The organism is Methylorubrum sp. SL192, assembly GCF_026672325.1.
Classification (GTDB): domain Bacteria; phylum Pseudomonadota; class Alphaproteobacteria; order Rhizobiales; family Beijerinckiaceae; genus Methylobacterium; species Methylobacterium extorquens.
Genome location: NZ_JAPPQV010000003.1, coordinates 3708164 through 3727654, shown reverse-complemented (window position 1 = coordinate 3727654; position 19491 = coordinate 3708164). Strand labels below are relative to the sequence as shown.

Annotated in this window: 15 protein-coding genes, 1 tRNA gene and 1 pseudogene; 7 read left to right on the top strand and 10 right to left on the bottom strand. The window is 65.1% G+C overall.

Annotation, left to right across the window (positions count from 1 at the left end; genetic code table 11):
• Window positions 1-243: 243 nt before the first annotated feature.
• From OVA30_RS18235 to leuC, 6 genes are all read right to left on the bottom strand, one after another.
• Window positions 244-483, bottom strand: coding sequence for a hypothetical protein (locus OVA30_RS18235; RefSeq protein WP_268176290.1), 240 nt, complete (start codon window positions 481-483; stop codon window positions 244-246).
• Window positions 484-690: 207 nt separating this feature from the next.
• Window positions 691-843 (bottom strand): hypothetical protein, encoded by a 153-nt coding sequence (locus tag OVA30_RS18230; RefSeq protein WP_268176289.1) that lies wholly within the window; start codon window positions 841-843, stop codon window positions 691-693.
• A 215-nt stretch (window positions 844-1058) separates the two neighbouring features.
• On the bottom strand, window positions 1059-1355 hold the full coding sequence (locus OVA30_RS18225; RefSeq protein ID WP_268176288.1) for a hypothetical protein: 297 nt from the start codon (window positions 1353-1355) through the stop codon (window positions 1059-1061).
• A gap of 278 nt (window positions 1356-1633) precedes the next feature.
• Window positions 1634-2962: a hypothetical protein gene (locus tag OVA30_RS18220; protein ID WP_268176287.1), complete on the bottom strand. Its 1329-nt coding sequence runs from the start codon at window positions 2960-2962 to the stop codon at window positions 1634-1636.
• Window positions 2963-3226: 264 nt separating this feature from the next.
• Window positions 3227-3311, bottom strand: a tRNA-Leu gene (locus OVA30_RS18215).
• Window positions 3312-3460: 149 nt separating this feature from the next.
• Entirely contained in the window at window positions 3461-4870 is a 1410-nt protein-coding gene (gene leuC, locus OVA30_RS18210; RefSeq protein ID WP_268176286.1) for a 3-isopropylmalate dehydratase large subunit, read from the bottom strand.
• 274 nt (window positions 4871-5144) lie between these two features.
• Between leuC and OVA30_RS18205 the strand changes: the two genes are divergently transcribed.
• Together OVA30_RS18205 and OVA30_RS18200 are read left to right on the top strand one after the other, a co-directional pair.
• Window positions 5145-6119 carry a 2-hydroxyacid dehydrogenase gene (locus OVA30_RS18205; protein WP_268176285.1) on the top strand — a complete coding sequence of 325 codons (975 nt, stop codon included), beginning with the start codon at window positions 5145-5147 and terminating at the stop codon, window positions 6117-6119.
• An 11-nt stretch (window positions 6120-6130) separates the two neighbouring features.
• Window positions 6131-7027, top strand: a complete 897-nt coding sequence (locus OVA30_RS18200) for an AprI/Inh family metalloprotease inhibitor (RefSeq protein ID WP_268177512.1) — start codon at window positions 6131-6133, stop codon at window positions 7025-7027.
• Between the two features lie 69 nt (window positions 7028-7096).
• Here the strand turns inward: OVA30_RS18200 and OVA30_RS18195 are convergent, their stop codons facing one another.
• Window positions 7097-7849, bottom strand: a complete 753-nt coding sequence (locus tag OVA30_RS18195; protein WP_076641994.1) for a sulfite exporter TauE/SafE family protein — start codon at window positions 7847-7849, stop codon at window positions 7097-7099.
• 43 nt (window positions 7850-7892) lie between these two features.
• Window positions 7893-8141, bottom strand: coding sequence for a hypothetical protein (locus OVA30_RS18190; RefSeq protein WP_268176284.1), 249 nt, complete (start codon window positions 8139-8141; stop codon window positions 7893-7895).
• Window positions 8142-8314: 173 nt separating this feature from the next.
• Here OVA30_RS18190 and OVA30_RS18185 point away from each other — a divergent pair, with 173 nt between their 5' ends.
• Window positions 8315-9268 (top strand): LysR family transcriptional regulator, encoded by a 954-nt coding sequence (locus OVA30_RS18185; RefSeq protein ID WP_268176283.1) that lies wholly within the window; start codon window positions 8315-8317, stop codon window positions 9266-9268.
• 28 nt (window positions 9269-9296) lie between these two features.
• On the opposite strand, the gene OVA30_RS18180 is transcribed toward OVA30_RS18185, so the two are convergent.
• A complete protein-coding gene (locus OVA30_RS18180) occupies window positions 9297-10307 on the bottom strand; it encodes a 2-hydroxyacid dehydrogenase (protein ID WP_268176282.1) in 1011 nt (336 codons plus the stop codon).
• Window positions 10308-10960: 653 nt separating this feature from the next.
• On the opposite strand from OVA30_RS18180, the gene OVA30_RS18175 reads away from it, so the two are divergent.
• A complete protein-coding gene (locus OVA30_RS18175; RefSeq protein WP_268176281.1) occupies window positions 10961-14023 on the top strand; it encodes a hypothetical protein in 3063 nt (1020 codons plus the stop codon).
• A gap of 43 nt (window positions 14024-14066) precedes the next feature.
• Complete coding sequence (locus OVA30_RS18170) at window positions 14067-16622, top strand: hypothetical protein (RefSeq protein WP_268176280.1); 2556 nt, start codon at window positions 14067-14069, stop codon at window positions 16620-16622.
• A gap of 172 nt (window positions 16623-16794) precedes the next feature.
• Here the strand turns inward: OVA30_RS18170 and OVA30_RS18165 are convergent.
• Window positions 16795-17061: pseudogene (locus tag OVA30_RS18165) on the bottom strand (transposase); the annotation flags it as partial.
• Window positions 17062-17573: 512 nt separating this feature from the next.
• On the opposite strand from OVA30_RS18165, the gene OVA30_RS18160 reads away from it, so the two are divergent.
• Window positions 17574-17942, top strand: coding sequence for a hypothetical protein (locus OVA30_RS18160; protein ID WP_268176279.1), 369 nt, complete (start codon window positions 17574-17576; stop codon window positions 17940-17942).
• Window positions 17943-18465: 523 nt separating this feature from the next.
• Window positions 18466-19380 carry a hypothetical protein gene (locus OVA30_RS18155; RefSeq protein ID WP_268176278.1) on the top strand — a complete coding sequence of 305 codons (915 nt, stop codon included), beginning with the start codon at window positions 18466-18468 and terminating at the stop codon, window positions 19378-19380.
• The last annotated feature ends 111 nt before the right edge of the window (window positions 19381-19491 follow it).

Genomic DNA, 19491 nt, shown 5'->3' with positions numbered 1-19491 from the left:
TCAAGATCTGGGAAGTGCGCCTTGCACTTCGGTACGTACTGGCTCTTGGCTCGGGGGTGACGCTCATCGAGCCACGGGCAATCGAAGGCGATGCGTCGAAGCACGTCCTCCAGCGGGGTCTCCGGGCCCAGCCGTGCGGCCAGCCGGGCAAGCCGATAACTGCCCGTGCGGTTCGGACAGTGCGGGCAGGCAACGCGGACGACGACATACGGGTACGCCGCCAGGCATGGGACTTCAGGCCGGCTAGGCGGTCGCACGCTGCTGCTCCTGCCGGGTCGCTTCATGAAGCGCAGCCCGCACGAACCCACGCGAGATGAGGCGGTCTTGGCGGCGCGTCCGGCGCTCGGCCTCACAGAGATCCGCCAGGGCATCCGAGATGGCGCAGCGAAGAGCCATCCCCGCGTCGCCCTCCGAGGTCAGGAGGTAGGACCGGGCGATTTCCTCGACGGTATCCGGCGGGTCGGTCGGTGCCCATCGGTCCATGGCGCGTGATTCCCTTGCAAGAACGAAGAGTGAACACGTCACGGCTCAGATGGTTCGGTCAAGGTGGTCTGACGCTTGGTGTGGGCTGCGCCCGTGTGGCCTCGCTGGCGCTCGCAGTAGCGTGTTGTTCGCCCTCCGGGCTCACGCGGCCTGCGGCTCTCAAGACCCCCTCTCATCGACGGGAGAGCATAAGGGCCTTTCAATGGCTCAGATCGTAGCGCCGAGGAGCATCACGGCGTAGACCGTAGCCAGCGCTGCATGGCACAAACACCCAAAGCGTGAGTCTTCGAGCTTCCAGTCATGCTCGAAGTAAGCAATCCAGAGAGACACGGCAACGATGGCCGAGATAAAGAAGCCCATTTATTGACATCCAAGTTTGCACCAAATTGTTGGGCCTCCGTGAATTTTCATCGGTCACCTTCCCGGAAGCCCGCTATTTATAGCCTGAGTTTCTGCATGAGCATCTAGGCCGGATGGCCTATGCCTTTCGGCCTATGCCAACGGTGCTGCACCTGAGAGGTCAGCGGGAGGGCAAGGGCACTCGAAGCCACCACCCTCCCGCCACTGTCTTCAACTCACTCCGCCGTCAGCAAGCCGCCCAGATCTACCCCGAACCCGCGGCCCATCCTCTCAAGGGCCTCCGCGCCGACTCGCTGGTCCGACTTCGGGGCGTTCCTCGCGGCCACCGCCGCACGGCCCTTGGCGCTCACCTGGAACATCGCCTGGCGCACGTTCGGGTCCCGCATCAGCAGCTTCAAGCCCATCTCCCGGTACTTCGCCGCGGTGCCCGTAAGCATCGCCTGCTTGGTCCCCTTGGTCGCGTGGTCTCCGGGCTCGCCGTCCGGTGCGCTTTGATAGGCTCGGGTCGCCATGAGCCGGCCCATCGTCTCCTTCAGGCTCGCCCCTTGCGGCGGGTGCCCGAGGCCCCTCCCTTGCGGGCATGGGGTGGCTGCCGCGGCGGCGGGCCTCGGGGCGGTGGTGCTGATGCTGGTGGTGATGCTGCGGTCTACCGGCTGCGGGCGGGCCTAAAGCCGCTCACCCTGATGCTGGGTCACGCTGCTGATGATGGTCGGGCCGGAGGCAGGAGCCACCCCACGTAGACCGTCCTCCGGCCCTCTCCCCGCGCGGGGAACTCGGGAAAGGTTGGGCCTTAGGCGGCCTCGTGGGCCTCCGGCGGCTCTTCCGCGTGGTAGGCGTCCACGAGGCGGAAGGCATCGCGCAGAACCTGCCGGTACTCCTCCGCGGTGGCCGGAAGCTCAGACCGGCGGTGGGTCCGGTGGAAGTTGGCGAGGGCGGTCTCGATGGCGTCCCCGCGGTCCCGCTTCGGGGTGCCGCTCGGCCGATCCGCTTGGGGCTTGCCTGCCGATGCCTTGAAGAAGTTGGCCGGGAGCTGGGCGTGATGGTCGGCCCGCTTCCGCTGGCGCACGACATCCCCGAGCTTGGCATCGTAGATCAGCCGGCCCAGCGTATGCCGGGAGACCCCGCCCCATGGCCGGAGGTACGCCCAGCCGTTGCCCGCATCGTTGACCGACAGCCCCCCGCCGTAGGCAAGCAAGAGGTCGAGCATGAGGAAAACTTCGGGAGGGGTCCACCGGGGACCCCGCTCGGCATTCTGGATGGTGAAGAAGACCGCCGGCTCCCCGCTCTCCGGGTCGGGTGCCTCCCAGACCGCCGTAAAGGGGCCGTGCGGGTGGGCCGTGAGCAGGCTGATGGGCGGCTCGGGGAGAGTGGGATCGGTGATCTTGGCGAGGGCGGCTTGGAGGTTCTTGAAGCCGAGCACATCGTCCGCCGTCACGCGGGCCGCATCATCGTGCTTCAGGTAGGCCACAAAGGCGGCCGTCGTGTTGCGGTAGCTCTCGTGGGTGCTGGGCTTGAGGCCAGCTGCCTTCCGCTCCGCCCACCAGTCCACCACGAGGCCGGTCAGCGAAGTCTTGGGCGAAGGCGGGGAGGCGGTCTTGGGCTGCGCCGTGAGTTCGGGCGGCTCGTAGTCGGGGAAGCGGGCTGCCTTCGGGTCGGCGCTATAGTCGCCCTCCAGGTTCCGCTTGCGGTTCAGGAAGGCATCCCGGAGCCCTTGAGCGCAGGCCTTGAGAAGAATGGGCCGGGTGTCTTCATCTACGCTGGCGATGCCCCGGCGCAGGAGCAGGCGGTCCACCACGGGCCCGAGATCATGCTCCAGCTCAGACGGCTCGATGCTCTCGGACGCCGCATCCAGCCGCACGAGGATCGGCTCCAGGGCGCCAAGCTCCTCATCGGGAGTCTCGCTGTCGCGCTGCCACCGGCCATCCGGCATCAGGGTGACGCTGGTGGTGCGCACCCGATCGGCGGTCCATGCGCGGTAAAGCTCGCCCGCTAGGGCCGTCGCCTGCTTGTGGTCGAGGGTGACAGGCCGGCACTTCCGCAGCGTGGCCCAGAAGGTCTCTAGCGTAGCCGCCGCCTGACCCTGCCGTGCCTTGGCCTCGCTCGGGTCCAGCGTCCGCAAGGAGAACCGAATGCTGCCCATAGTGGGCGTGATAGCGATGCGGACGGTCTCAGAGCCAAGCGGCACGACAAGCGTGCGACCGATGGCGAGGGAGCGCACATCGGCGGGGATTCGCTGAGTGAATTGTGGGTAGGAGGAGTCGCTTCGCTTCACCGGACGAACGAGCTGAAAACGCATCTGTAGCACGCCGTTGTAGCACGGTCGGCCTAGCGTATCACTCTGTCTGGATTTAAGTTTCTGAGATGATGGCTGTTCTCAGAAAATTGGTGCCCAGGAAAGGACTCGAACCTTCACCTCTTGCAAGACTGGTACCTGAAACCAGCGCGTCTACCAATTCCGCCACCTGGGCGCCGGACCGTTGCCGGTCGGCGATGGGGTTCGTTTAGGGGGCGGCGGCGAAGGCGTCAATCGCTGTTTCGCCGCCGCCGGTCAAAAATCCCGAAGCGGGCTTTTCTCGCGGCGCGGAGGCAACACAAACCTGCCGCGCCGGAGCGACGCTCAGCCGCGCCACTCGCGGATGTCGACGAAGCGGCCAGCCACCGCTGCGGCGGCCGCCATTGCCGGGGAGACGAGGTGGGTGCGGCCGCGCGGGCCCTGGCGGCCCTCGAAGTTGCGGTTGGAGGTCGAGGCGCAGCGCTCGCCCGGCCGCAGCTTGTCCGGGTTCATGCCGAGGCACATCGAGCAGCCAGGCTCGCGCCAATCGAAGCCGGCATCCTTCAGGATGCGGTCGATCCCCTCGGCTTCGGCCTGCGCCTTCACCAGTCCGGAGCCCGGCACCACCATCGCCGAGACGCTGTCATGCACCTTGCGGCCCTCGACCATCTTGGCGACGATCCGCAGATCCTCGATGCGGCCATTGGTGCAGGAGCCGATGAACACCCGGTCGAGGGTGACGTCGGTCATCCGGGTTCCCGGCGTCAGGCCCATATAGGCCAGCGCCTTCTCCTTGGACTGGCGCTTGTTCTCGTCCGCGATCTGGGCCGGATCGGGCACCGTGCCGAGGATCGAGACGATGTCCTCAGGGCTCGTGCCCCAAGAGACCAGCGGAGGGAGGTTGGCGGCGTCGAGACGGATCTCGCGATCGAAATGCGCGCCCTCGTCCGTGGCCAGGCTCTCCCAGTAGCGGCGGGCCGCGTCGAACGCCGCACCCTTCGGCGCCTTCGGGCGGCCGTTGACGTAGGCGTAGGTGGTCTCGTCAGGCGCGACCAAGCCGGCGCGGGCACCGCCCTCGATCGACATGTTGCAGATCGTCATCCGGCCCTCCATCGAGAGGGCGCGGATTGCCTCGCCGGCATACTCGATGACGTGGCCGGTGCCGCCGGCGGTGCCGATCTCGCCGATGATGGCGAGCACGATGTCCTTGGCGCTGACGCCCCGCGGCAGGGTGCCGTCGACCGTCACCCGCATGTTCTTGGCCTTGCGCTGGATCAGCGTCTGCGTGGCGAGCACGTGCTCGACCTCCGACGTGCCGATGCCGTGGGCCAGCGCGCCGAAGGCGCCGTGGGTCGAGGTGTGGGAATCGCCGCACACGATCGTCTGGCCCGGCAGGGTGAAGCCCTGCTCCGGCCCGATGATGTGGACGATGCCCTGGCGCTGGTCGAGGGCATCGTAGAACTCGATGCCGAAGTCGCGCACGTTCTCAGCGAGCGCCTCAAGCTGGGTGCGGCTCTCGGGATCCTCGATGCCCTTGGAGCGGTCCGAGGTCTGAACGTTGTGATCGACGACGGCCAGCGTCTTGTGCGGCGCTCGCACCGTGCGGCCGGCCACGCGAAGCCCTTCGAACGCCTGGGGGCTCGTCACCTCGTGCACGAGGTGGCGGTCGATGTAGAGGAGGGCGGAGCCATCCGGCTCGACATCGACGACGTGGTCGTCCCAGATCTTGTCGTAGAGGGTGCGCGGCGCGGTCATGATGCAGCTATTCTGACGGGTTGAAGGCTCCATCGCGGAAAACGCCTCGACCGGGCCGCGGGAAACCATGCGGCCGGATCGTGGGGAGTATCCGGAAGACCTCTTGTGTAATGCTCCTCGGGCGATTTCGGAAGGGCGGCCGCGCACATGCGGCGCGCATGACACTTTTGCAGCCCGCTCGCCCCACCGGCTGGACCGGCGCGCGGCGCAGCGATACTCCCGGCCTATCCTTTGTTGACCTCTTCCTTGCCGACCTCTGGGAGGCCGTGAGCCGGTGCCACCAGCCGAGACGCCCGACATCCTCCTGATCCGGCAGACCCGCCCCGACGTGGCCGGGCGGCTCGCCGAGCGCTTCCGCCTGCACCGCCTGGAGGAGGCGCCCAACCGCGAGGCGTTCCTCGACGCCGTGGGACCGCGCATCCGCGGGCTCGCGGTCGGCGCGATGTGCCCGATCGATGCGAGGCTGTTCGACCGGCTGCCGCAGCTCGAAATCGTGGCGAGCTTCGGCGTCGGCTACGACACGATCGATGCGGGCGAGGCGCATCGCCGCGGCATCGTCGTCACCCACACGCCGGACGTGCTCTCCGACGAGGTGGCCGACCTCGCGCTGGGCCTCCTGCTCGCCACCCTCCGCCAGATCCCGCAGGCCGACCGCTACCTGCGCGCCGGGCGCTGGCGGGAGGGCAGCTTCCCGCTCACCACGAGCCTGCGGGAGCGGCGGGTCGGCATCCTCGGGCTCGGCCGGATCGGGCGGGCGATCGCCCAGCGGCTCGAGGGGTTCGGCGTGAGGATCGCCTATCACGGGCGCACGCCGCAGGCCGACGTCGCCTACACCTACCACGACAGCCTGCTCGGGCTGGCGCAGGCGGTCGATACGCTGATCGTGGCCGCACCCGGCGGACCGGGCACGAACGGGATCGTGGATGCCGGGGTGCTTGCGGCGCTCGGGCCTGACGGCATCGTCGTCAACATCGCCCGCGGCAGCGTCATCGACGAGGCGGCGCTGATCGCCGCGTTGCAAGCGGGGACGATCCTCGGGGCGGGGCTCGACGTGTTCGCGAACGAGCCGCAGGTGCCGCAGGCGCTGATCGATCTCGATCGAACCGTGCTGCTGCCGCATGTCGGCTCGGGCTCGCACCACACCCGTGCGGCGATGGGCCGGCTGCTCACGGACAATCTGTTTTCGTGGTTCGACGGCAAGGGGCCGGTGACGCCGGTGCCGGAAACGCCCTGGACGGGCCAGCGATGAGGGGCCCGACGATGATGCGCATGGCACGGTCAGGCGCTTGGGCAGGCGCTTTAGCCGGAGCGTTGGCCGCCGCCCTGGTGGCCCTGCCGCCGAGCGCGGCCCGGGCGCAGGAGAGTCCACCCGCGGCGGAGCCCGCGCCCGCGGTCATGCCGGCCGAGGGCGGAGGCGGCGCGCCCGCGGGACTCGCGACCCTGCCCGAGACCCTGGCAGGCGCGGCGGGCACCTGGGATCTGTCCCTGGAGGGCGGACGGCGGCGCTGCGTGCTGACCCTCGCCATGGAGACCGGTCCGAGCGGGCGCGTGGCGCGCTTTCCCGCCGGCTGCCGCCGGGCCCTGCCGCTCATGGCCGGGATCGGCGGCTGGCTGTTCACGGGGGAGGGCCTGCGCCTCGTGGACCGGAACCTGCGGCCGGTGCTGGCCTTCGCCAAGAACCCGGACGGGATGAGCCTCGGGGCCTCCGCTGAGAACGGCGAGCGCTACAACCTCGTACCATTGCAGATCGCGGCGATGCTACCGCCCGCCGCCCCCGGTGCGGCCACCGTCACGCCCGCGGCGAATGCGGTGGAGAGTGACGCGCCCGCCTCGGCCGCCGTGCCGGAGAAGCCGGCGGAGGGTCCGGCTTCGGGCCTCTACGCCCTCGACCGCGCCGAGCAGAAGGATGTCTGCCGCCTCGAATTCGCGCTGCCCCCCGAAGCTGGTAAGGACACCGCCCCGGTGCGGGTGCTGCCGGATTGCCGCGACAGTGGGATCACGGTGTTCGATCCGGTGAGCTGGCGCTTCGCCAACGGGCATCTGACCCTGAAGGCGCGGCGCGGCCACGCGGTGAGCCTCGTGGCGATCGGGGAGGGGCGCTGGCGCCGCGACCCCGAGATCGGCGTGCCCCTCGTGCTACGGAAGGTCGAGCCCTAGGGCGCGGCGCGCTGAGCTTTCGGCCTCGTCTTTTTCCGAAAGCCGGCCATTACCGTTCGGGACGATGCTTCAGAACAGCGGCCGCAGGACGAGATGGAGCCCGAGGCCCAGCAGGCCGACGAAGAAGCAGCGGCGGAACACGCGCTCGCTGACGCGCCCCCGCACCCAGCCGCCGAGCGCCATGCCGAGCAGGGCCGGCACGAGGGCGATGAGGGAGGTGCCCGCGACGCTGAGCGAGAGGGCGCCGCCGCCGGTCAGGGCGATGGCGAGCGCGACGGTGGAGACGGTGAAGGAGAGCCCCAGCGCCTGGATCAGGTCGTCCTTGGTTAGGCCCAGCGCCCCGAGATAGGGCGCGGAGGGGAACGAGGAGACGGCGGTGGCCGCCGTCACCAGCCCCGTCGCCGCGCCGATGAGCGGCCCGAGCCAGCGTTCCATGCTCGGCGGAACATGGAGCCGCAGGGCGGCAAGGCCGATCACGGCGTAGGCGATCAAAGCGAGGCCGAGGAAGACCGTGGCTTCCGCGCCGTAATTCCCGTGAAGGATCCCCGCCGCGACCAGGGTGCCGACGACGCTCGCCGCCAGCATCGGCCAGAGCCGGCGCAGCAGCGTGCCGAAGCGCGGGCCCGCGGCAAGCTGCCAGACATTGGTGACGAAGGCGGGCACCACGAGCAGGGCCGCGGCCTGGACCGGCGCCATGACGAGACTGAGCAAGCCCATGGCGACAGGCGGCAGGCCGAGCCCGACCATGCCCTTGACGAAGCCCGCAAGCAGGAAGGCCGACGCAGCGACTGCGAGGGGGAGGGGGTCCATGGAAAACGTCATGAGCACGTTCTGATCGGAGGAGGGGCAAACGGGTCAGTAGGGGTTAGTCGTGGAGCCGCATGTCGCGCAGGATCGCCTGCCGCGCGGCTTCCGCCTCGGCCTCCTTCGTAGAAAGCAGCGCGGCTTCCGACATGGGCCGGGCGACCGCGACCGGCGGCGCGCCGGTGCAGGCGCGCGGGCCGGGATCGGAGCGGCCGATGGCAATCAGCGCGGTGAACCCCGCGAGCAGAAGGGCCGCCGTTTCGAGCCGGGCGTCGCCCGAGCGGATCGTTGTGTGTGCGTTGCGTGGCATAGCTTGAGTTTCGCAGCGCGACGACGTGCGACAATGCGGAAGTGGCCCGTATCAGCCTTCGGCTGAGCCGAAGCCTTTGCCGCGGGATGCGGCCTCGCCGACGAGGCTCTGGCTTTTTGTCCCTGCATCGTCTTCTTCCGAAAGCTGACGGCCACCTTTCGCGACGATGCTCCATGCGCTTCGATCTGACCGACCTGCGCCTGTTCCTCCACGTCGTCGAGGCGGAGAGCATCACCCGTGGCGCCGAGCGGGCCGGGCTGGCGCTTGCCTCTGCGAGCGAGCGCATCCGCGGCATGGAGGCGGATGGCGGCGTGCCGCTCTTGGAGCGCCATGCCCGCGGGGTACGCCCGACGCCGGCGGGCCTCGCCGTGGTGCATCACGCCCGGCTCGTGCTCGGCCAGCTCGAACAGATGCGCGGCGAACTCGGCCAGTACGCGAGGGGCCTGCGCGGTCATGTGAGGCTCCTGTCGATCACCGCGGCGGTCGCCGCCTTCCTGCCCGATGCGCTGTCCGGCTTCCTTGCGTCCCATCCGAGCGTCGACATCGATCTCGAGGAGCGCACCAGCCGCGAGACCGTCGATGCTCTGGCGGGTGGGCTTGCCGACCTCGGCATCGTCGCCGACACGACCGATCTCGGCGCGCTCGAAACCCGGCCGCTCCTTCTCGACCGGATCGTGCTCGCCGTGCCGGCGGGCCATGCCCTGGCGCAGCGGAGCGGCGTCGCGTTCCGGGAGGTGCTGGACGAGCCTCTGGTCGGCCTCAGCCACGGCCGGGCGCTGCAGGCGCATCTCGCGACCCACGCCGCCCGCGCCGGCCGTCCGTTCAAGCTGCGGGTGCGCCTGAACGGGCTCGATGCGGTCTGCCGCATGGTCGAGCGGGGCGTCGGCGTGGCGATCGTGCCCGAGGCGGCGGCGCAGCGCGCGGCGGAGACGCTGGCGATCCGCGCGATTCCGATCGACGAACCCTGGACCGTGCGCCAGCTCAGGCTCTGCGCCCGCAGCTTCGCAGCGCTTCCCCCGCACGCCCGCCAACTCGCCGAGCACTTGCTGGCGCATCTCGGCGCAGCTGAGAGTCCGGGTTTCGAAAGGACAGGTCCTTTCGCGGGTCCAGGGCAGAGCCCTGGCTGACATCCGTGATCGACGTCACCAGTCGCGATCAGGCGAGGCGCTCGACCGATACGGGATGCCGCGGAACGCCCTGCTTCTCAAAGCAGGACAGGTTCTCGATAGTGGTCGCCGCAATCGCCGCCAGCGCCTCGGCGGTGAAGAAGGCCTGATGCCCCGTCACGATCACGTTCGGGAAGGTCAGCAGGCGCGAGAAGACGTCGTCCCGGATGATCTGGTTCGACAGATCCTCGAAGAAGAGGCCGCCTTCCTCCTCGTAGACGTCGAGGCCGAGATCGCCGATCACCCCTGATTTCAAACCCTCGATCAGCGCCGCGGTATCGACGAGCGCACCGCGCCCCGTATTGATCAGCATCACGCCGCGCTTCATCCGCGCCAGCGCGGCACGGTCGATCATGTGATGCGTGTCGGGCGTCAGCGGGCAGTGCAGGGAGACGATGTCCGCCTCGGCCAGAAGCCGGTCGAGGCCCACCGCCTCCGCGCCGAAGCCGGCGAGTTCGGCCGAGGGCATGGGATCATAGGCCAGCACGCGGCAGCCGAAGCCGGCGAGGATGCGCGCGACCGCACGACCGATCTTGCCGGTCCCGACGATGCCGACTGTGCGTCCCTTTAGATCGAACCCCAGCAGCCCTTCGAGTGCGAAATTTCCCTCGCGGACGCGGGCATAGGCCCGGTGGGTCTTGCGATTGAGCGCGAGGATCAGGGCCACCGTATGCTCGGCGACCGCGTCCGGCGAGTAGGCCGGGACGCGGCCGACCGCGATGCCGAGTTCCGCGGCGGCGGGAAGATCGACATTGTTGAAGCCGGCGCTGCGCAGGGCCACCATCCGCGTGCCGGAGGCGGCCAGCACCTCTAGAACGGGCCGGTCGAGCACGTCGTTGACGAAAGCGCACACGGCCTGCGCTCCCTGCGTCAGCGGCGCGCTCTCATGCGTCAACCGGGCTTCGAGATAGCGCAGCCGGTGCGGTTCGCCCGCCGCCGCGTTGGCCTCGTCCAAGAACCGCCGATCATAGGCCTTGGTGCTGAAGATCGTGACGTCCATGCGACCTCATCTCGCGCGCTGCGATCCGACCATGCGGTTGATCCTGCATGCCGGGCTCTGGATCAGGACCGACACCGAACTGCCTCGGAACCACGCTCCGCGCCGGTCATGCGGATCACCCATACCGGGCGCCGTGTACCCTCGAAGCACGAAGCGCGTTGCAGGACGAGCAGGCCCACGGATGGGACGCCAGAAACAAAAAACCCGCCGGGTCACGGACCGGGCGGGCGAAAACCGATGGCTGGGGGACCTGGATCCTGTCCTTCACGCCAGCCCGGAATTTTCCACAGTTTCATCAGTTGGTTAGCTTCTCAGCCGCCAGGGGATTTGTAGCAGGATCGTGTGTCAGCCGGCAACCTCCTGTCGGCAGTTGGAGTAGAGTTTGGCGTGAGCGCTTGGGGCAGCTTTCGACCCTTGTCGGAAGCTCAGTACGTTCGCTTGCCCGCATTCTGGTCCCGCTTCGTAACTAGTCCTGGCCGAACTCGGCCCGGCAGCTTTCAGCGTCAATGCGGAGAGAGCGGACGTTCTAGTCGATAGACCCAAGCTTGCAGTCTGGCGCAAGCCGTCACGTTGTGGAGCACCCTTGATGGTCGACATCTCCCCTAACGGCGGCCTACCGTCCTGAACGAAGAGCTCAGACGTGAGAGGGGCGGGTGGCTAAGATCGAGATCGATTTGGATTGGGTGGGTCCCGGCGAGAGCAAGCCGGGCGGCGGCACCGGTGAGACCAGCATACGCCAGGACGCCATGCGGCAGGTCCTGAGCAAGCTCGCGGCGACGCCGGGGCCGGAGGAGCCCGAGCAGGACGACCGCTTCAGGTCCCGACCGCGGGCGCTCGACGTGATGCCCTACCGCCGCCACGAGGCGATCCTAGTGAGCGCACGGCGCGGGGACGGCAAGACGACCTTTCTCACCGACGTCCTGCGTCTTATCCAAGAGGGCACATCGGCCTACCGGCCGTACGTGCTCAAGAGGAAGGCCGACGATAAGGTAGCGGCCCTCTACAGCCTTGGGATTGTCGACCCGACCCTCATTGAGTCGAAACAGAACATCGTCGTCATCGTCATCGAAAAGATTAAGGTTGCGGTCGATCAGGCGTACCGGCGCAACGAATCCGCGAAAAAGGGTGCGTACGAGGATTTCAAGAGGGCTCTGCGCGAGCTGGCCGCGGGACTCACTCTCCTCGACGGCATCGGCGACAGTACGCTCTACGGCAAGGACTGGGCGGACGCCGACTACGTGCTCGATCGTGGTCTCGAGAAGGCCCGCAGCGCCGGCGGGTTCGAGCGGGCCTTCCACCACTACGTCAGGGCGGCTTGCTCATTCATCGACGCGGACGCCTTCGTCCTCGCCATCGACGACGTAGACACCTCCTTCGACAAAGGCTGGCCGGTTCTCGAGGCGCTCAGGAAGTACTTAGCGACATCCCGCTTGAAGGTGATCCTCGCCGGCGACCTCAGGCTCTACAACCTGCTCGTGCGTCAGCAGCAGTGGAAGCAGATCACGAAGGAGTTCCTGGACGTCGAGCAGAAAATCTTCAGTATCGAGCGAGAGATGGGCGGATCGGGTTCCTACGCCGACCAGCTTGTCAAGATGGTGGACGTTCTCCAGGATCAATACCTCGTCAAGATCGTTCGACCGGAGAACCGGATCGAGCTGCCACCACTACTGCAGCTAGCCAACCAGAGCAACGAATTCAAGTTTCACGCCTCGAGGTCGGCTTCAGAGGAACGGCGGAGCGAGAGAGACGTCAGCGAACGCTTCGCGCAGAGACTCCTCTGCATTCAGGCACGCACCGATCTCGAGCTGATCCGCTCGACCGTGCTTCGGCTTCCGATGCGGAGCGCTCTCCAAGTCATGTCAGGTGCATGGGCCCTGACTGCTGAGGACAAGCCGCCTCACGGCAATAAAGTATCCGAGGACAGAGCCGAAGCACTGAACGCACTAAGGCAGGTCGCGTCCGCGTCCCTCATGAGTCTCGATCTGGACGAGTACGGTCTCACGGACCCGAACTCGGGCCGGGTCCTGGGAGCGCTTAGTGAGTGGCTGGCCTCAAAGGCCGATCTCTGGCTGGCGATGTCGCGTTTCCATCCCGGTGGCGTCGATGAGAAGGCCGATCTCGTCAGCATTCGGATCGCGGCTCAACTCGTCGAGCTTTTCCGCCGCCAGCCCAACGCTATGATCGACTACTGGCTTCGAATCTGCACAATCCGCGAGAAGCTGGACCGCGGTGAGGTCGTCTCGACCAATCGAAAGGCTTCGGATCGGTCGACAGAAGACAACGCGCGAGACTTGCATGGCCTGTTGGAGCACGTCAATGCGGGGACGGCGGAACGCCCGACCCAGTTCGTCAGCCGATTGGCGGCTTGGGATGCGAGCCGGGATGCGAACCGAGGACGTCAGTTACTGCGCGGCATACGCCTGAGTAGCACAAACGTTCCGGCGAAACACTCAAGTTTAGGAGATGCCGCAGCTCTCCAACTTTATGGAGTCGCCAGCGCAGAAATTGTGAATGAGATCTTGAAAAACACAATGATCGGCAACTCAGAAGCCAGCAAAGATCGCCTTCTTGGTATACTTCCTCCTCCCCTGCGCGTATACTTTGAATTATTTGAAAATCATAACAAAGAATATCAGATGGGCTCCTTATTTGAAAATGGATCAAAAGGCATATTTGCAAATAACCTAGACTCACTTGAGAATGGGCTAGCTGGAGACGCGCGCTTCGCTGCGATGCTCCCTGCTCTCCGGATCGTCAGCGGACGAGGCTCTGAAAACGGGGCCTACTCCGTTCTACGTCCTATCGCCTTCGTAGCCGAGATGCTCGGGGCGGCGCAGCCGGAAGTCTCTCGTTCTTACACGCAGAACATCATGAACACGCTCGCGATCCTTAGAAGTTATCCCACTGCGATGAATTTACAAAGTACGATCGCAGACGATGAGGGAGGCACCGAATATGATGCTCCAGATATAGAGTTCGAAGAATTTCCTGATTCGGAAAAAAATGGCAACTCGCCGCTTCTCGCGGATCTACTAGCGGCTTGGCTTCGCAGTCTTGATCTTGAAAATGGCTCTCTGACGGTTGCTCCTGCAACTCTTTCCCGGATGTGGACGAGATTCGCGTACTCGTTCGATTCTATTGTGGCCGAACTCAAGCCTGGTGAAACTCGCTATTTAGGCGTCTTGATGCATCGCTCCATAACGGCATTCTTGCATGCAGTTGGAGTCGAAGCCTTGAGAGCTGCAGGTCATGAAGCGGCAGGACGGGCAGCTGGAAATCCGCTTAGAAACAGCACACCTCTATTGAGTGTTCTTACACAAATCAATAAGGCTAAATCACTTAAGGACGATCCTAATATTATGTTTTTTAACGCAATGTTTTCTTGCCCTCTTTGGGGTTACTATCTAGCGCGTTCTGAGGCGCATATAAGCAACAAGGCGATTCGTTTAGATGCTGCGGCAATGATTTTTCGGCGCTATGAAAATGCCGTCAAATTAGCTTCCAAAAGGTCGCCCTCATATGTATTTTACTTCAAACATCACGACTCGACAATCATTTCAGACGGGCTATTCTCAATCTTAAATTCAGTATACATTCAAAATTCATCCAGCGGATCCCGGTCCACAACCCGAAAAATTTCCGGCCTCGGAGACAAAATAATGTATCTTGCGCGGGAATTAGGCATTGGAATGAGCATTACAAATTCGAGTAATTAGATATTTTTTTACTTAGTTTTCTTTGTAAAGTTCGATACTACCCATGGCCGCTCTCATCTACCGCCGCGCCTTCAGCGACACCTACGGCCTCGCCATGCTGGGCCGGGGGGAGGTCCCTTCAATCGAGGAGACGCGGCGGCGGATCTTCATCGCTGAGCGGCGGTCAGACGTCGGGCGCCCGGACCACTTCTACAAGGGGTACCTGGAGCATCGGCTCGGGAACGCTGAGCACGTCGGTGACCTTCCCTGGATCGTGCTCGGTAGCCTCGCCGAGCGCTACCTGGAGCGGCGGGACGGTCGGGTGGCCGTGCGCTACGAACTGTTCGGGGAGTGGCACGAGCTGCTACCGTTCCTCTCGCCGCTCGCCGTCATCGTCGCTTTCCTTGTGCAGGAAGGGCGCGGGCCGGCCCCCGGCGTGGATCCGCGAACGTTCCTGGCGCGGGAGATCGGCGAGACGGCGCTCGTCGGGGCCGCGGATCCCGGCCTCGACGACCTCGTCGCCCGCGAGGGGCTCAATGAGCTGCACATGCACCTCAACGGCTCGACGGAGCTCGACGTGTTGTGGCCGGACGCGTGCAAAGCGCCGGTCGCGTTCTACGCCGAGCTTAAGGAGGCTCAGAACAAGAGCCCGGAGCCGTCCCTGGAGCTCTACGAGCAGCTCGAGCCAGGGCTGCGGCCCTATGGCGTCTACCAGCGGCTTCGCGCGGCCCGGCGCGTGCGCCGGCACCTCGTCGCGGAGCTCGGGGCTCGAGCGGAGGAAGACCCGTCGGTGACGGGGATCGAAGCCCTCTTACGGGCGGCGGAGTTCTCCCTTTCGGACAGCGACTGGCCCCACCCGCTGGGCATGCCCCTGAGCCTGCATCCCGCCCACGTCCTGTTCGGCGGACCGCCGCACCGGCCGATCGTCGACGAGGCGGCTCTGCTCTACGCCTGCCTTGCCGCCCTCCGGCGCGACCCGGGGCATCGGGCGATCGGCGCTGGGCTCTACTTCGATCTCCTGATGCTCACTCAGCTGGCGCGCCTTGCGGTCCAGCAGGTCGACGAGAGCGGTTTCGACCAGTTTCAGAAGTACACCTTGCTCGGCACTCGGGAGCGGATCGAGCGGCGCTACCTCAGCCGCTTTCGCCAGCTGAACGGTCGCGAGCCCTTCGACATGCTCCGGCACCTTGAGGGCCGCTTCGCGCCCAAGCCCACAGTCGCCAAGACCTGGGCCCTTATCGCAGACATCGTGGACGGCTACCTTGAATTCCGGGGCTGCCGTTCCGAAAAGCGGGAGCGGGACCTCCGGGGTGCCCCACCGCCCTGCCTCCTCGGCCGCCAGTGCGCGGAGGAATCCTGCTGCGCTTCGGGGCGGGCGAACGCGGAGCTCACGCTCGTCGCCCACTTCATCAAGCGGCCTACGTCCGACCTTAACGATCGCAGCCGGCGCTGCCGCGACAGCGACCTGCGGATCGGGCTCAACGAGCAGGCCCGCGTCCTGGAGACGCTCCGGAACGGCAGCGCGACTGGGCGAGCCCTGATCCAGGGAGTCGATGGGGCCGCGAATGAGCTGCACGCCCCGCCCGAGCCCTTCGCACCGGCCTTCCGCCTTGCACGCCGCGCGGACATTCCCCGCGCCACCTTCCACGTCGGCGAGGACTTCCGGCACCTGCTGTCCGGGATCCGGTCCGTAGCTGAGGTGCTCGAATTCCTAGACCTCCGCTCGGGCGACCGAATCGGCCACGCGACGGCGCTCGGCATCGACCCGGCACTCTGGTTGTCTAGGACGGCCCCGAGGGCGGTGCTAAGCCGGATAGACGTCCTCGACGACGCGGTCTTCGCCTTTCGCGCTCTGGCGATGATAGGGGGGTACGCGCAGGACATGTTCCATCTTGAGCGCCTGATCGCCGAGCACTCCGAGATCCTCTACGGGACGGAGCGAAGCCCGGACCTGCTCCAGCGGGCCTGGGAGCTGCGCCGCCTCGATGCACTCGAGGTGCGGGCGGTGGAGCGGAGCCTCTTGAGAGACGGCCAGGCGCTCACGGGCGAGGCCGTCGCCGGGCAAGCGCGGTTCCTGTCTGAGACCGCCGTGGACGCGCATCGCTCCGCCGAGCTTAGCCTGATTGCGGACCTAGTCGCCCACTCGGGGGCGGCCTACGAGGTTTTCAGCCGGCGGCACGCGCTTGATCCGAAGCGGGCGAACGAGCGCGTCGACGTCGAGGCGGCGCAGATCTCGAAGGAGGCTTTCGCGGCTTTGCAGGACCACGTCCTCGGCCTTGTCAACGGGCGCGGGGTGGCTCTGGAGACGCTTCCGACAAGCAACCTGCGGATCAGCTTCTACGACGGCATGGCCGAGCATCACCTCTACCGTTGGCTCGGGCTGTGCGAGCCGACGATCACGAACCGCCCCACCGTGTGCGTCGGGAGCGACGACCCCGGGATCTTCGCGACGAACCTTCGCAACGAGTACGCGGCGATCGGGAGCGTCCTGCGCCACCGCTTTAAGCTGACCGCGTCCGAGGCCGCGGGCCGGCTGGAGCAGTTGAACGCGAACGGCCGCGTTCATCGTTTTGCTCCCAAGGACCCGCTCCCGGGACGGGGCAAGCCATTCTCAGAATGACGGCTCGGGACTGGAAAAGGTCGTCCTTGCCCCTGATACAATACGTAATCGGATCTCCGCCCCAACAAGCTGCTTTTCTAATCTGCCCGGTTTTAAGGTCAGACGGGGGTGGGCGATGTATGGTGTGCTGATCTACTCGGTGATCCCGCCATCGTTCTAGAGCCGTTCCCGCTTACGTAGCGACAGCCAAGTCGTTGTCGTAGCCGGCGGAGGCGAGTCTGTTGCGGCACTCGTTTGGGGTGAAGCGGGTGAAGGCGTGCCGGATGGCGTCCCAGAGGTCTGGCACGGTGCGGGCGGCTGCGCTCCGCAGCAGGGCTTTCAGCTTGGCGAGGATCTGTTCGATCGGGTTGAACTCGGGGCTGTAGGGCGGAAGGTAGAGCAGCTGGGCGCCGGCCGCCTCGACCCGCTCGCGGATGCCCCTGACCTTGTGAGCTTGCAATTAGCGGCGCAAGAGGTCCGCAACACCCAATCTCGATCGGCTACTTCAAGGTTCGGGGACGTTCGTTCCGGCGTTCCTCAGCGACGTGCACGCGCGCCGAACACCAATCCGGACTCGCAGTCACCTTGAATCTAGCGAACCTTGATGGGTCAACCGCCGCATCGCATCCCCCTTTTATGCGACTGAGTTACTTTGTCGCACATTTCCTTGTAAATTGTAATATCTCAGAATTTCCACCTCAAGGTTGAGACGGCGTACCAGAACTTCGTCGCCTGATAAGTTTTCTAATTCAGGCATGCGGCATATGCGCCCTCCAACCGAGATTTAGGAATTTATTCTGTAAATCTCGTTATATACGGCGGTCGCTAGGTGGCCCTGCTTTGTTCTTCATCGAAACAAAGGCATTTTTTGTTCATAGCGCAGGGTTGATATTGGGATCAGAATGACGACTATTTCCGGAATGGGCGCGATACTCATCAATCGTGCTTTGAATTGAAAACCGGAAGAGCTTTATGGCACTCCTTGATCATTCCACTAATCCGCTTCAGATGTCTGTGGTCTCGACTGACGCTCCTCATCCTCCGGCAGCGACCAATAATTGCGTTAATCCAGAAGACATCACTTTATCTCAGATTATGAAAGAGCCGGACTTGAAGGAGCGGGCTTGGCTCATGTACGTTTCTAATCTGCAACCGATCTGCGAAGTGCATCGCGCCGCGCTTGCTTCAGTGGCGGAGGCCGGACCGATCGGCATTGTGGTTAGCTCTAGGCTGACGAACGCCCCTAACAACAGTGCGAAAAATTCGCGTCGTCGTGAGACGAAGCAGCAGCAAATCAAGCGCGAGATTGTTGAGGCACTAGCATGCGCGCACCGTCTCTGATGAACTAATGAGAAGTGCGCGCGTAAGCGTCAACTAAGGCAAGCGCGAACAACTGACGTCTTCCAGCACCAGCAATCGAAGCAGTCTAAGATTAGAGTTTTGGTGCAGCTGAATTATCTGACTTAGTCGACCGCGCCTGACTATAAAGCGCAGTCTCCCTCCCTTTTGTCCGGCGTGGGCTTTTGCCCGTGCGGTAATGCCCCCGATGACCTCGTTGGGGCACAAACCGCTGCGCGCCGTGACCGATTCGTGAGTTCCTCCATGGCGTTGAATCCCCGCCCCGAGTTCTGCCGCAGCCAGTACGGCGACAGCGATTCGTGGTCAGAGGCGTTGTACCACGGAGGCGCCATGCCCGGTGTCGATTTCCATCTTGGTCTGGTCACAGGGTACTATGGCAATCAACTGCGGATGATGTGGGATGAGCCCCCAAATTCGCTAAGTAACTACGACTACATACAAACAAATCAGGCAAAGCGCCCTGATACGTTCGTGCGTAAATTGTCGTCCCGTTTCTGGACCAGACGTGCACCGCGGCGCTAGCTCCTCCCGCCGTTCGACTTCCACCTTCATCAGCGAGAAGGAGTTCGCCGGGCACTACGCCGCAGCGGCGTTCGCTGCTTGGCACCGGCTGTACTGTGAGACGGCAGTGACCATTTTGTGGGGTGCGCTCGGCGCTTCAGACGGGCCAAGCGCACAGGAGTTCTTCTCCGACTTCCTAAAGCACTTGAACGCTTGGCTGCATGAAAGGCACTTACCTACCGTGTACTTCTTCAGTCACGAGAATTGCACGCGGGTCGGCTTGCATACCCATCTAGCCGTTTACCTGGGCCTGCAGCCATGTACGCGTTCGGCGCAGCGCGATGAGTTCCGGCGGTGGGTGATGAAGTGGCCGGAGCGGAACGGGTATGGATCCTGTCCGCGGGCCATCCGTGTCACCGGCCCGGCGAAGCGGACTCCCTGGCTGCACTGGCACCGCTTCCACTACCAGGTGAAAGGCTACGACCCTCGGGCGGTCGTGCGGCAGGCCTACAACTCGCCGTCCGGAACCGACGTGATGTTGGGCGACTTGATCGCGTGGCCCTGGCAGGATCCGGGCATGGTAACGATGATGCCGCGTCTCGGCTCATGCTTGAACCTGGGCCCAGCGCGCCGCGAGATCGGCATCCCGAAGGACTGTGACGAGCTTCGCAACCCGCCGCGGCCGAAGCGGCCGGTGGTGCCGCGGGAGATGTGTCTTGAGGAACAGCTGCAGAGCCTTCGGCTGCCCCAGGCTCCGCGTCCTCCGTTCATATCGCGGTACGATGATGGGTGGCGTGATGTTCGTTGGTTGTACCCGCGGGAGTTCAACACGCGGGTAACGAAGTTGTCCTACCTGCCTGAGCCGTCGCGGCGGCCCCCACCGCCCGAGGAGTTCCGATTGGAGATGGAGCTGATCTGAGGCATCGCCGGGCTCAACGGCCGTGCCCGCTCGGGTCCGGACACCTGGCGCCTGGCGCACTGATGTAGTTTGTAGCTGTCCGGTGGGACTGTAAATGAGGGGGGCGCTCGC

Bases quoted from the DNA above. Each gene is read 5' to 3' on its own strand.
- OVA30_RS18230 (WP_268176289.1), bottom strand. From the start codon at position 843: ATGGGCTTCTTTATCTCGGCCATCGTTGCCGTGTCTCTCTGGATTGCT.
- OVA30_RS18200 (WP_268177512.1), top strand. From the start codon at position 6,131: ATGATGCGCATGGCACGGTCAGGCGCTTGGGCAGGCGCTTTAGCCGGA.
- OVA30_RS18170 (WP_268176280.1), top strand. From the start codon at position 14,067: ATGGCCGCTCTCATCTACCGCCGCGCCTTCAGCGACACCTACGGCCTC.
- OVA30_RS18160 (WP_268176279.1), top strand. From the start codon at position 17,574: ATGGCACTCCTTGATCATTCCACTAATCCGCTTCAGATGTCTGTGGTC.
- OVA30_RS18235 (WP_268176290.1), bottom strand. From the start codon at position 483: ATGGACCGATGGGCACCGACCGACCCGCCGGATACCGTCGAGGAAATC.
- OVA30_RS18225 (WP_268176288.1), bottom strand. From the start codon at position 1,355: ATGGCGACCCGAGCCTATCAAAGCGCACCGGACGGCGAGCCCGGAGAC.
- OVA30_RS18180 (WP_268176282.1), bottom strand. From the start codon at position 10,307: ATGGACGTCACGATCTTCAGCACCAAGGCCTATGATCGGCGGTTCTTG.
- leuC (WP_268176286.1), bottom strand. From the start codon at position 4,870: ATGACCGCGCCGCGCACCCTCTACGACAAGATCTGGGACGACCACGTC.
- OVA30_RS18195 (WP_076641994.1), bottom strand. From the start codon at position 7,849: ATGACGTTTTCCATGGACCCCCTCCCCCTCGCAGTCGCTGCGTCGGCC.
- OVA30_RS18190 (WP_268176284.1), bottom strand. From the start codon at position 8,141: ATGCCACGCAACGCACACACAACGATCCGCTCGGGCGACGCCCGGCTC.
- OVA30_RS18185 (WP_268176283.1), top strand. From the start codon at position 8,315: ATGCGCTTCGATCTGACCGACCTGCGCCTGTTCCTCCACGTCGTCGAG.